Annotated in this window: 13 protein-coding genes; 9 read left to right on the top strand and 4 right to left on the bottom strand. The window is 71.4% G+C overall.

All coding sequences use genetic code 11. The features are described 5' to 3' along the window. Window positions 1-5: 5 nt before the first annotated feature. The gene (locus ACOJV7_RS12575) at window positions 6-974 is read right to left on the bottom strand and encodes an alpha/beta hydrolase (protein ID WP_420190548.1); all 969 of its coding nucleotides are present in this window, start codon (window positions 972-974) and stop codon (window positions 6-8) included. A gap of 68 nt (window positions 975-1,042) precedes the next feature. Here ACOJV7_RS12575 and dop point away from each other — a divergent pair, with 68 nt between their 5' ends. Genes dop through prcA form a run of 4 tightly spaced genes read left to right on the top strand, consistent with a single transcriptional unit; the run spans window position 1,043 to window position 4,455 of the window. Further along, complete coding sequence (gene dop, locus ACOJV7_RS12570; protein WP_420190547.1) at window positions 1,043-2,569, top strand: depupylase/deamidase Dop; 1,527 nt, start codon at window positions 1,043-1,045, stop codon at window positions 2,567-2,569. Window positions 2,570-2,621: 52 nt separating this feature from the next. Further along, the gene (locus ACOJV7_RS12565; protein WP_035948323.1) at window positions 2,622-2,810 is read left to right on the top strand and encodes a ubiquitin-like protein Pup; all 189 of its coding nucleotides are present in this window, start codon (window positions 2,622-2,624) and stop codon (window positions 2,808-2,810) included. 5 nt (window positions 2,811-2,815) lie between these two features. Continuing rightward, window positions 2,816-3,649, top strand: a complete 834-nt coding sequence (gene prcB / locus ACOJV7_RS12560; RefSeq protein WP_420190781.1) for a proteasome subunit beta — start codon at window positions 2,816-2,818, stop codon at window positions 3,647-3,649. Next, complete coding sequence (gene prcA / locus ACOJV7_RS12555; protein ID WP_420190546.1) at window positions 3,646-4,455, top strand: proteasome subunit alpha; 810 nt, start codon at window positions 3,646-3,648, stop codon at window positions 4,453-4,455. The genes prcB and prcA overlap by 4 nt, the downstream gene beginning before the upstream one ends. 52 nt (window positions 4,456-4,507) lie before the next feature. Here prcA and ACOJV7_RS12550 read toward each other — a convergent pair whose 3' ends face one another. Further along, window positions 4,508-5,212, bottom strand: a complete 705-nt coding sequence (locus ACOJV7_RS12550; protein ID WP_420190545.1) for a dienelactone hydrolase family protein — start codon at window positions 5,210-5,212, stop codon at window positions 4,508-4,510. Window positions 5,213-5,278: 66 nt separating this feature from the next. After that, window positions 5,279-5,914, bottom strand: coding sequence for a peroxiredoxin (locus ACOJV7_RS12545; RefSeq protein ID WP_035948315.1), 636 nt, complete (start codon window positions 5,912-5,914; stop codon window positions 5,279-5,281). Between the two features lie 145 nt (window positions 5,915-6,059). On the opposite strand from ACOJV7_RS12545, the gene pafA reads away from it, so the two are divergent. From pafA to ACOJV7_RS12530, 3 genes are read left to right on the top strand one after another with little or no spacing between them, the layout of a single operon-like run. Next, on the top strand, window positions 6,060-7,421 hold the full coding sequence (gene pafA, locus ACOJV7_RS12540; RefSeq protein WP_420190544.1) for a Pup--protein ligase: 1,362 nt from the start codon (window positions 6,060-6,062) through the stop codon (window positions 7,419-7,421). Window positions 7,422-7,480: 59 nt separating this feature from the next. Further along, window positions 7,481-8,425: an FKBP-type peptidyl-prolyl cis-trans isomerase gene (locus tag ACOJV7_RS12535; protein ID WP_420190543.1), complete on the top strand. Its 945-nt coding sequence runs from the start codon at window positions 7,481-7,483 to the stop codon at window positions 8,423-8,425. 49 nt (window positions 8,426-8,474) lie between these two features. Further along, entirely contained in the window at window positions 8,475-8,861 is a 387-nt protein-coding gene (locus tag ACOJV7_RS12530) for an FKBP-type peptidyl-prolyl cis-trans isomerase (RefSeq protein WP_420190542.1), read from the top strand. Here the strand turns inward: ACOJV7_RS12530 and ACOJV7_RS12525 are convergent. Then, a complete protein-coding gene (locus tag ACOJV7_RS12525) occupies window positions 8,848-9,951 on the bottom strand; it encodes a DUF3866 family protein (protein WP_420190541.1) in 1,104 nt (367 codons plus the stop codon). The genes ACOJV7_RS12530 and ACOJV7_RS12525 overlap by 14 nt on opposite strands. Before the next feature lie 32 nt (window positions 9,952-9,983). On the opposite strand from ACOJV7_RS12525, the gene ACOJV7_RS12520 reads away from it, so the two are divergent. Together ACOJV7_RS12520 and ACOJV7_RS12515 are read left to right on the top strand one after the other, a co-directional pair. Beyond that, the gene (locus ACOJV7_RS12520; protein ID WP_420190540.1) at window positions 9,984-10,973 is read left to right on the top strand and encodes a helix-turn-helix transcriptional regulator; all 990 of its coding nucleotides are present in this window, start codon (window positions 9,984-9,986) and stop codon (window positions 10,971-10,973) included. Continuing rightward, on the top strand, window positions 10,973-11,941 hold the full coding sequence (locus tag ACOJV7_RS12515; protein ID WP_420190538.1) for a helix-turn-helix transcriptional regulator: 969 nt from the start codon (window positions 10,973-10,975) through the stop codon (window positions 11,939-11,941). Before ACOJV7_RS12520 ends, ACOJV7_RS12515 begins: the two co-directional genes overlap by 1 nt. The last annotated feature ends 29 nt before the right edge of the window (window positions 11,942-11,970 follow it).

The raw sequence follows: 11,970 nt of genomic DNA, 5'->3' as shown, positions 1-11,970 counted from the left end.
AGAGGTCAGGTGAGGTGGCGCCGCAGTTCGCTGACGAGCTCCCACCGGTGCTGCGCACCCGCCGCCGAGGCACCTGGGTAGCTCGCGAACCCGTGCGGGACGCGCAGGTAGTTCGTGAGGCGGACGTCGACGCCCGCGTCACGCAGCGCGACGGCATACCGGGTCCCGTCGTCGCGGATCGGGTCGAGGTCCGCGGTCTGGATGAGCGTGGGCGGGAGGCCTTCCAAGGTGCCGAAGAGCGGTGACACGAGCGGGTTCTCGTAGTCGCGGTCCGGGCAGTAGTGGTCGCGGAAGGCGAGGATCGACTCGCGGGTGAGGATCGGCGCGTTGGCGTGCTCGTCGATCGAGGGCGAGGCCATCGTGAGGTCGGTGGCGGGATAGAGCAGCGCCTGATGGCGGATCCAGTCGGCGCCGGTGGACGCGACGACCTGCGCGACGACGGCGGCGAGGTTGCCACCGGCGGAGTCCCCGGCGACGGCCAGTCGGTGGGCGTCGGCGCGGAGCACGTCGGACTGGGCGGCCACCCACGTCGTCGCGTCGACCGCGTCGTGCACGGCCGTCGGGGCGGGGTGCTCTGGCGCGAGGCGGTAGTCGACGCTGACGACGACGGCTCCGACCTCGGTCGCGAGGTGCGTGCAGATCGGGTCGTAGTTGACGACGTTGCCGAGCACCCAGCCGCCACCGTGGAACCACACGACGACGGGCACGTCGTCCTGCGCGTCGCGGATCGCGCGGGGGCGGTAGATCCGCAGCGGGATCTCGTAGCCGTCGCGCGCGGGCGCCGTGCCGAAGGTGATGCCGACGGCCGGGTCGGCGACGCCGGTGACCCACGAGTGCGGCGGCGTCGACCGGTAGGTCGTGCCGCGTGCCTCGTGCCGCTGCTCCTCGGTCATCTCCTCGACGGGCACCCGCATGCGGTCGATGAGGGCGACGGTCGCGGTGGTGAGCGGGGACATCCCGCGGTACGAGCGCATGCCGGGAGTATGCCGTGGTCGTGGTTGGCTTGCCCCATGTCCGGATTCGGTGTCGCTGGGGTGGGTTCATGACGGTCCGACGGGTCATGGGCATCGAGACCGAGTACGGCATCTCGGTCCCAGGCGCCCCCGGCGCCAACCCGATGGTGCTCTCCGGCGACGTCGTGACGACGTATGCCGCGAGCCGGGGCATCCGTCCCGCGCAGGCCTCGTGGGACTACGCGGACGAGGCGCCGCTGCGCGACGCACGCGGTTTCGACATGGGTCGGGGGACGGCGCACCCGAGCCAGCTGACCGACGTCGAGGACCCGACGATGGCCAACGTCGTCCTCACCAACGGCGCCCGCCTCTACGTCGACCACGCCCACCCGGAGTACTCCTCGCCGGAGGTGACGACCCCACGCGACGCCGTCGTCTGGGACAAGGCCGGCGAGCTGATCATGCGGGAGGCCGTGCAGCGGCTCGCGACGGTCCCGCCGGGCGTCAACCTCTACAAGAACAACACCGACGGCAAGGGCGCCTCCTACGGCACCCACGAGAACTACCTCATGTCGCGGCGCACGCCCTTCGCCCGGATCATCTCGCAGCTGACGCCGTTCTTCGTCGTGCGTCAGGTGATGTGCGGCTCGGGCCGTGTGGGCATCGGCGTCGACTCGCGCACGCCCGGCTACCAGCTGGCCCAGCGCAGCGACTTCTTCGAGACCGAGGTCGGCCTCGAGACGACGCTCAAGCGGCCGATCATCAACACCCGCGACGAGCCGCACGCTGTCGCCGACCTCTACCGCCGCCTCCACGTCATCCTCGGCGACGCCAACCACTGCGACGTCGCCAACCTGCTCAAGATGGGCTCGACCTCACTCGTCCTCGCGATGATCGAGGACGACGCCTTCACCAAGGACCTGTCGGTCGTCGCCCCGGTGCGCACGCTGCAGGCGGTGAGCCACGACCCGACGCTGCAGTCGACGATCGACCTCGCCGACGGCCGCTCGATCAGGCCGGTCGAGCTGCTCCGGACCTACCACGAGCTCGCCTCCGCCTACGTGGAGGAGAAGTGGGGCACCGACGTCGACGCGGAGACCACCGAGGTGCTCACGTGGTGGGACCGCGTCCTCACGGCGCTCGAGGGGGACCCGATGGACGCCCGCCGCTGGGTCGACTGGGTGGCCAAGCTGTCGGTCCTCGAGGGCTACCGGGAGCGAGACTCGCTCGGTTGGGGCGACCCCCGGCTGCGCGCCGTCGACATCCAGTGGTCCGACGTCCGGGCTGACCGCGGGATCGCGCACCGGCTCGCCGCCACCGGCCGCGTCGACGTGCTCGTGTCGGACGAGGAGGCGGCGCGCGCGAGGGACCACGCACCCGAGGACACGCGGGCCTGGTTCCGGGGGGAGTGCCTGCGCCGGTTCCCGGACGCGGTGGTCGCCGCCTCCTGGGACTCGGTCGTCGTCGAGGTGCCGGGGGAGCGGTCTCTGCAGCGCATCCCCATCCTCGAGCCGCTCCGTGGGACCCGGGCCGCGGTGGGCGAGCTCGTCGACGGTGCGCCCGACATCCGGTCACTCCTCGCGTCGCTCGCTGTGGCTGACCGGCCCTCGGACTAGGCTCGGACGCACAGGCACCTGCGAGGTGCGGCGGCGACACGAGGAGGGCCCGATGGCCGGCCAGGAACAGATCAAGCCGGGGCGACGCGACGACGGTCCGGACGACGCCCCCGAGCCCGCGGCCCCGCAGGCCCAGGTCGCCGACACCGACATCGACGACATCCTCGACGAGATCGACGGCGTCCTCGAGACCAACGCCGAGGAGTTCGTCCGAGGGTTCGTCCAGAAGGGCGGCCAGTGACCCGGATGCCCGACGGCGGCCGTCTCCCGGCGGCATATCTGCGCACCGGTTCGTCGTCGTTCACGGACTTCGTCGCCGAGCACGAGCCGAGCCTCATCCCGTCGCGCCGCGGACTGCCGCCCGGAGCCACGATCGACGCACCGCACGGGACGACGATCGTCACCCTGACCTTCGACGGCGGCGTGCTCATGGCCGGCGACCGCCGGGCGACGATGGGCAACATCATCGCCAACCGCGACATGGAGAAGGTCTTTGCCACCGACGAGTTCTCCGTCGTCGGCATCGCCGGCACCGCGGGGCTCGCGATCGAGCTCGTCCGGCTCTTCCAGGTCGAGCTCGAGCACTACGAGAAGATCGAGGGCACGCTCATGTCCCTCGAGGGCAAGGCCAACCGGCTCGCCTCGATGATCCGCGGCAACCTCGGCATGGCCATGCAGGGCCTCAGCGTCGTCCCGGTCTTCGCGGGCTACGACCACCAGGCCGCGCTCGGCCGGATCTTCAGCTACGACGTGACCGGCGGCTGCTACGAGGAGCACGACCACCACAGCGTCGGATCGGGGTCGCTCTTCGCCCGGGGTGCGATGAAGAAGCTCTACCGCCCGGGCATGAGCGACGACGAGGCGGTCCGGGTGGCCGTCGAGGCGCTCTGGGACGCGGCCGACGACGACTCGGCGACCGGTGGGCCCGACGTCGGCCGGCGCATCTGGCCGACGGTCGCGCTCGTCACCGCAGAGGGCGCGCGGTTCGTCTCCGACGACGCGGTCGCGCCCGTCGTCGACGCGATCATCGAGCACCGCCGCGGCAACGCCGGCGGTCGCCGCGACGGGAGTGCGTCATGACAGCGGGTATGCCGTTCTACGTCTCGCCCGAACAGCTCATGAAGGACCGGGCGGACTTCGCCCGCAAGGGCATCGCCCGAGGTCGATCCGTCGTCGTGCTCGGCTACGACCACGGCATCGCCTTCGTCGCCGAGAACCAGTCGCGCAGCCTGCACAAGATCGGCGAGATCTACGACCGCATCGCGTTCGCCGCGGTCGGCAAGTACAACGAGTTCGAGAACCTCCGCGTCGCCGGCGTGCGCTACGCCGACCTGCGCGGCTACTCCTACGACCGCAGCGACGTCACGGCCCGCGGCCTCGCCAACGCCTACGCGCAGACCCTCGGCACGGTCTTCACCCAGGAGTCCAAGCCCTACGAGGTCGAGATCGTCGTCGCCGAGGTCGGTCGGGACGCCTCGAGCGACCAGATCTACCGACTCACCTACGACGGGTCGGTCGCCGACGAGCACGGGCTCGTCGCGATGGGCGGTGCCTCCGACCAGATCGAGGAGCGGCTCACCGAGCAGTGGCAGCCCGGCCTCACCCTCGCCGGCGCCCTTCGCCTCGCCGTCGACGGCCTCGCCCACGACCCGGCGGGCGGGCCCGACCGTGAGCTCGGCGCCGACCAGCTCGAGGTCGCCGTCCTCGACCGGACGCGCACCCGGCGCACCTTCCGGCGGATCAACGGCGACCTCCTCGGCCAGCTGCTCTCGGACGACGACCCCACCGACGACGTGCCGCCGGTCGACCACGACACCCCGCGGCAGGCGGCGAGCAACCCGCAGACCCAGCGCCACGCTGACGAGCCCACGCCCGACTCCGACTGACCCACTGCCGACCGACCCGATGCCGACCGGCCCGTCGGCATCGGGCCCAGGCTCAGCGCGTGGTCGCGGACGCCTCCACCGGGAGGTGGGAGGCCAGCCACGTCGCCGTCTGCTCCCACGCAGCGGCCGACGCCTCGGCGTGGTGGAACATCGGCGACGGGTTGTCGAAGGCGTGGTCGCCGCCCGGGTGCACGACGAACGTCACGTCGTCGTGCCCCTCGGTCACGGCGCGCTCGATGTCGCGGACCGTGGCTAGGGGGAGATAGGTGTCGCTGTCGCCGAAGTGGTGCAGGCTCGGCGACGTGACGTCGGGCGCGAGCCCGAGGAGGTTCGGCAGCGCCGAGCCGTAGTAGCTGACGAGGGCATCCGGCGCCGGCCGCGCGACGGCAGCGACGTTGAACGCCATCCCGCCGCCCAAGCAGAACCCCAGGACGCCCACGCCGCCCTCGACGGCTGGGTGGTCGCGCAGAGCGGCGACGGCCGCGACCCCGTCCTCGACGGCCTGCTGCCAGTCGAGCTCCTCGAGCAGCGCCATCGCGCGCGGCAGCCCCTCCCCGCCCTCCTCGACGACCGGGTCACCGAGACGTGCGTACAGGTGAGGGACGAGGACGACATAGCCGAGGTCGGCGAGGTCCTGCGCGCGGGAGCGGATGTAGTCGGTGACGCCGAAGATCTCCTGGAAGAGCACGATGCCCGGTCCGGAGCCGGACTCGGGCAGGAGCAGGTCAGCGGGGACGTCGAGGTCGATGGGTGACATGCAGACCAACGTATGCCGTGAGGTCCCCGTGAACGGGACCCCACGGCATACGTGTCCGAGGAGGACTCAGGCGGAGGGTGCGGCGGCGTAGCGGAGGTAGGGCTTGACCTCCTCGACGTCCGCGAACCGCTCGCGGGCCTCGACGGTGGAGACGGTGGGGGCGACGATGACGCGCTCGCCCTGCTTCCAGTCCGCCGGCGTCGAGAACGGGCCGGCGTCGTTGACCTGGAGGGCGTCGAGGGCCCGAAGCACCTCGTCGAAGTTGCGCCCGGCGCTCTTGGGGTAGGTGAGCGTGAGGCGGACCTTGCCCTTCGGGTCGATGAGGAAGACCGAGCGGACGCTCGAGGTGTCGCCCTCGCCCGGGTGGATCATGTCGTAGAGCTCGGCCACCTTGCGGTCCTTGTCGGCGACGATCGGGTAGGTCACGGCCGAGCCCCCGACCTCCTCGATGTCCTTCTTCCACGCCTCGTGGTCGTCGATGGCGTCGACCGAGACGGCGAGGACCTTGGCGTTGCGGTCCGCCCACTCGTCCTTGAGGGCGGCGACCCGGCCGAGCTCGGTCGTGCACACGGGGGTGAAGTCGGCGGGGTGGCTGAAGAGGACGGCCCAGCCGTCGCCCTTCCAGTCGTGGAAGCTGATCTCACCCTCGGTGGTCTCAGCGGTGAAGTCCGGGGCGGTGTCGCCGAGACGCAGCGTGGCCATGTGGAGTCCTCTCATCGGTAACACGACGTTGTCGAAGACCAAACATGCCGTTAGGTGCCGAATGCTGGTACCGCCGTTCCGGATGCTGGACCGGACACGATGCCGACCACCGTCATGAGGCCGTCGCCGAGACTAGGGTGACGTCATGGAGCGACGGATCTTCGGCATCGAGAACGAGTACGGCATCACCGCCTCGTCCGAGGGCCAGCGCACGCTCACACCCGACGAGGTCGCCCGCTACCTCTTCCGCAAGGTCGTCGCCTGGGGTCGCTCGAGCAACGTCTTCCTCGCCAACGGCTCCCGCCTCTACCTCGACGTCGGCAGCCACCCCGAGTACGCGACGGCCGAGTGCGACTCGCTGCGCCAGCTCGTCGCCCACGACCGCGCGGGGGAGCGGGTCGTCGAGGGCCTCGTCGCCGACGCCCAGGCCCGGCTCCGCGAGGACGGCGTCACCGGCGAGATCTACGTCTTCAAGAACAACACCGACTCTGCCGGCAACTCCTACGGCTGCCACGAGAACTACCTCGTCGGCCGCAGCGGCGACTTCCAGGTGTTCTCCGACACCCTCCTGCCGTTCCTCATCAGCCGCCAGGTCACGTGCGGCGCCGGCAAGCTCGTGCGCACCTCGAAGGGCGTGGAGTATGCCGTGAGCCAACGGGCGGACCACATCTGGGAGGGCGTCTCCTCGGCGACGACCCGCAGCCGCCCGATCATCAACACCCGCGACGAGCCGCACGCCGACGCCGAGCAGTACCGCCGCCTCCACGTCATCGTCGGCGACTCCAACATGAGCGAGACGACGACGATGCTCAAGGTCGGGTCGTGCGACCTCGTGCTCAGGATGATCGAGGACGGCGTCGTCATGCGCGACCTCACCCTCGAGAACCCGATCCGGGCCATCCGCGAGATCAGCCACGACATGACCGGCCGTCGCCTCGTCAGGCTCGCCAACGGCCGTGAGCTGAACGCCCTCGACCTCCAGCGGGAGTACCTCACTGCCGCAACGGCATACGTCGACCGCGAGGGGGCACGCGACCCCGACCACAAGACCGTCCTCGACCTCTGGGAGCGCACCCTCGACGCGATCGAGACCGGCAACCACTCCGCTGTCGACACCGAGATCGACTGGATGATCAAGTACCGCCTGCTCAGCGACTACGCCACGAGGCACGGGCTCGACCTCGACTCCCCGCGGCTCGCGCAGATCGACCTCGCCTACCACGACATCACCCGCCACCGCGGGCTCTTCTACCTCCTTCAGGCGCGGGGCAGGGCGGCCAGGGCCGTCACGGACCCCGAGATCTTCGAGGCCAAGGTCAAGCCGCCGCAGACCACCCGGGCCAAGCTGCGCGGCGACTTCATCCGCGCGGCGCAGGAGCACCGGCGCGACTTCACCGTCGACTGGGTCCACCTCAAGCTCAACGACCAGGCCCAGCGCACCGTCCTGTGCAAGGACCCGTTCCGCAACGAGGACCCCCGGGTGGAGCGGCTCATCTCAGGGATGTGACAGGTCGTGTGGTTATGGTGGGGCGATCCCACCCCCTGTTCGATCCGAGGTACTTCCCTGTGTCCCGCGCACGTTTCGCCCCCTTCGTCGCTGCCCTGACCCTGGGGGCCGTCGCCCTCGTCGGCTGCGGTGAGTCCTCCTCCGGTGGCTCCGAGGCCGACTCCGGCCCTCTCGCCCAGGTCAAGGTCGAGGGCTCCGACCCTGCCAAGGAGCCGACCGTCACGATCGCTCCCAAGCCGCTCAAGCTCACCGGTCAGACCAAGCGCGTCGTCACCGAGGGCGAGGGCGAGGCCGCGGACAAGTCCGACATGGTCTCGATCAAGGCCCAGATCGTCAACGGCACCGACGGCAAGGTCGTCACGAGCACGTGGAAGGAGGGTCAGACGCTCGGCATCGACCTCACCGACCAGCAGATGCTGCCGCTCTTCACCTCCCAGCTGCCCGGCTCGAAGCCCGGTTCGCGCCTGCTCATCGGCGCCCCCACCTCGGAGGTCTATGGGCCGCAGGGCAACACCAACCTCGGGCTCAAGGCCGAGGACCCGATCCTCTTCGTCGTCGACGTCGTCAAGGTCGCGACGCCGCTCAAGGAGGCCGAGGGCGCTGCCGTCGCTCCCAAGCCCGGTCTCCCGACCGTGAAGATGAACCCGGGCAAGGCCGCGACGATCACCATGCCGAAGACGACCGCCCCCACGACGCTCGTCAACCAGCCGCTCGTCACCGGCAAGGGCGACAAGGTCGCGAAGGGCCAGACGATCAAGGTCGCCTACACCGGCGCCCTCTGGCGCGACGGCAAGGTCTTCGACTCCAACGCGACGGGCTACCCGACCGCCATCGGCGTCGGCGCCGTCGTCCCCGGTTGGGACAAGGCCATCGTCGGCCAGACCGTCGGCAGCCGCCTGCTCCTCGTCGTCCCGCCCGCCGACGGCTACGGCGCGCAGGGCCAGGGCGAGATCAAGGGCACCGACACCATGGTCTTCGTCGTCGACATCCTCGGCGCCGTCTGACCCGCACCACCGCTGCACCACCCGATCCACCCTCGCGAAAGGACCCCTCATGGGCTTCGACCCCAAGACCACCAAGCCGGAGATCGACTTCCCGGGCGACGAGGCTCCCACCGAGCTCGTCATCGAGGACATCACCGTCGGTGACGGCGCCGAGGCCACGGTCGGCTCGACCGTCTCGGCCCACTACGTCGGCGTCGCCCACTCGACCGGCGAGGAGTTCGACGCCTCGTGGAACCGCGGCGAGCCGCTCGACTTCCGTCTCGGCGTCGGCCAGGTCATCCGCGGCTGGGACGAGGGCATCGTCGGGATGAAGGAGGGCGGTCGCCGGCGCCTGCTCATCCCGAGCGACCTCGCCTACGGCGAGCGCGGAGCCGGCGCCGTCATCAAGCCCGGCGAGAGCCTCATCTTCGTCGTGGACCTCGTCAGCGTCCGCTGACCCGCTGCGCCGCGCAGACCCCGGCGACGGCGCTGACGACGAAGGCGGCCAGGTCCTCCTCGAGGCCCCGCCCCATCGTCGACAGTCGCACCGGCGACGAGCGCAGCGCCTGCAGCAGTCCCTCCGTGCCGACCTCGACGACCTCGAGGTCGGCACGGCTGCGTTGGGCGAGCGCCGCAGCCTGTGAGCGGACGAGCGCAGCAAGCTCACCCCCGCCCGCCGGGACCGGCACGACCGCGGGGGAGAAGAGCGCATCCCCGTATGCCGTCGTGCTGTGGTGCGAGATCCCGCGGTGCCTCGGCCTCGGGTCGGCTCCCGAGACGCGGAGCGCGGCGACGGGCGTGCCACCGAGGGCCGTGGTCGCGTGGAGGGCGTCGGCGGCGGCCACCCCGGAGTAGCCCCAGCGCGTGCCGGTGCCGACGTTGCCCGGGCCCTGCGCGACGATCGTGACGTCGGCGCCCGCGACGTGCCTGGCCGCGAGCAGCCCGCTGTGCAGCGAGACCGCCTCGTGGTCACCGCCGAAGGCCTGCCCGACGGTGATCGTCGAGGTGAGCCACCCCGCCTCCTTGAGCCCGGCGACGGCCCGGGAGAAGGCGAGGGGGAGCGCGCCGCCGTCGGTCATGACGTAGGCGACCTTCGCGCTGGGGTCGACGGTGCGCACGCCCGCGATGACGGCGGGCAGGGCCGAGTGGAGGTCCGCGACGACGACGGGCATGCCGTCGACCGACTCGGCGTCGCGCAGGACGTGGTGGTGCGGGCTGTCCTGCTCGTCGACGGCGAGGAACATCTGCTGCTGCGGCGTGTAGCGCGCCTTGACGATGTGACCGGGGGAGTCGGGGGCGTCGGCCGGCAGGCTGTCGGGGATGGCGACGACGAAGGCGAGCCCGCCGGTGCCGAGCCCCTTGAGCAGGGTGGAGGCGTTGAGGACGACCCGGTCGCCCACCTCGGGCCGGCCGACCATCGCCGTGTAGGCGAGGGCGCGCACCTCGGTCGGTGCGTCGGCGGCGGGAGCGAGCGTCACGGCATACTCGACGGCTCCCGGCCACTCGCGGATCTGTCGGACGACCACGCCCTCGCGCCACTGCATCACGGGAGGCAGGGTATCGACTACCGTCGGACATCATGAGCGCAGCGCAGGGGCCCGCGGCCAAGACCGAGCGGCTGCTCAACCTCGTGCTCGTCCTCCTCTACACGCGCCGACCGCTCGCCAAGGCCCAGATCCGTGCGCTCGTGCCGCAGTACGGGGAGACCGCGTCGACCGAGGCCTTCGACCGGATGTTCGAGCGCGACAAGGACGAGCTCCGTGCGCTCGGCGTCCCGCTCGTCACCGAGGAGATCGACGTCCTGCACGAGGACGAGCCGGGCTACCGGATCCACCAGCGCGACTACGCCCTGCCCGACATCGAGTTCGAGCCCGACGAGCTCGCCGTCCTCGGCCTCGCGAGCCGCAGCTGGGCGCAGGCGTCGATGGCCGGCCCCGCGGCCCAGGCGCTGCGCAAGCTGCGCGCCGCCGGGGTCGAACGCGACGACGCCGCCCTCATCGGCATCGAGCCGCGCCTGCGCACCACCGAGCCTGCCTTCGACGCCGTCAAGGACGCGGTCCTCAGCCGGACGCCCATCACCTTCGGCTACCGGCGACCCGAGCGGGCGGAGGCGCAGGTGCGCACCGTCCAGCCGTGGTCGCTCGTGCAGTGGCACGGCCGCTGGTACCTCGCCGGCCACGACCTCGACCGCGACGACACCCGGGTCTTCCGGCTCTCCCGGATCGACGGCACCGTCCGAACCGCCGGTCGCGCAGGCTCGTTCGAGGTGCCCGACGACTTCGAGGCGCGGGTCCTCGTCGAGAGCTCCGCGCCACGCGGCGACGCCCGTGCGGCGCGCCTGCTCGTGCGCCCCGGTGCCGGGCACAGCCTGCGTCGCCGAGCGACGTCGACGGCCGATACCGACGGCGGCTGGTCCGAGCTCACCCTCGACTTCCACGACGTCGACGGGTTCGCCTCCGAGGTGGCCGGCCACGGGGACGACGTGCAGGTGCTCGAGCCCGACGAGCTCGCCGAGCGCGTCCGCAGCCAGCTGCGGGCCGTGCTCGCCGTCCACGAGGCAGGTGCCTGATGGCGACCGAGACCGCGACCAACCGCCTCACCCGGCTCCTCACGATGGTGCCGTGGCTCGTCAACCGGCAGGGCATCGAGCTCGAGGAGGCGGCGGCCGGCCTCGGGGTGAGCGTCGACCAGCTCGAGTCCGACCTCAACCTGCTCTTCCTCTGCGGCTACGGCCAGATGCCCGACGAGCTCATCGAGGCCGACTGGGAGGGCGGTCGGGTCTTCGTCGGCAACGCCGACACGATCTCGCGTCCGCTGCGTCTCGGTGTCGACGAGGCGGTGACGCTCGTCGTCGGCCTGCGCACCCTCCTCGACGTGCCCGGGCTCACCGAGCGGGACGCCATCGAGAGGGCCCTCTCCAAGCTCGAGGCCGCTGCCGGTGCCGCAGCCGAGCCGGCGTCGCGCGTGTCGGTCGACCTCGCCGACGCCGTCGACCCGGGGGTTCTCGCCCGGGCTCGGGAGGGCGTCGAGAGTCACCGCCGCCTCCACCTCACCTACCACGTGCCCGGTCGCGACGAGTCGACCGAGCGCGACGTCGACCCGATGCGCGTCATCGCCGCCGAGGGCCACTGGTACCTCGAGGGCTGGTGCCACCGGGCTGTCGGCGTCCGGATGTTCCGCCTCGACCGGGTCGAGGCCCTCGACCTCCTCGACGAGGACGGCACCCCGCCCGAGGACGCCGCGCCGCGCGAGCTCGGAGAGAGCATCTTCAGCCCGACCGAGTCCAACCTCCTCGTCACCCTGAGCCTGCGGTCCGGGGCGCTCTGGGTGAGCGACTACTACCCCGTCGAGTCCGAGACCGAGGAGCCCGACGGCTCACGCACCATCACGCTGCGCACCGCCGACACGGCCTGGCTCGAGCGGCTCGTCCTCCGGATGGGCGGGCACGTGCTCGTGACCTCACCGGAGGACCTCAGGGAACGCATCGCCGCGAGGGCCTCGGCCGCCCTGGCTCCACAGACCCACGACGTAGACTGACAACGACCCTCACCGGAAGAAGGCAACTC

The sequence above is a fragment of the Knoellia tibetensis genome (genome assembly GCF_048606415.1).
GTDB classification, from domain to species: domain Bacteria; phylum Actinomycetota; class Actinomycetes; order Actinomycetales; family Dermatophilaceae; genus Knoellia; species Knoellia tibetensis.
Note: the sequence above shows the minus strand (reverse complement) of the source record. Positions and strands in the feature narration are given on the sequence as shown.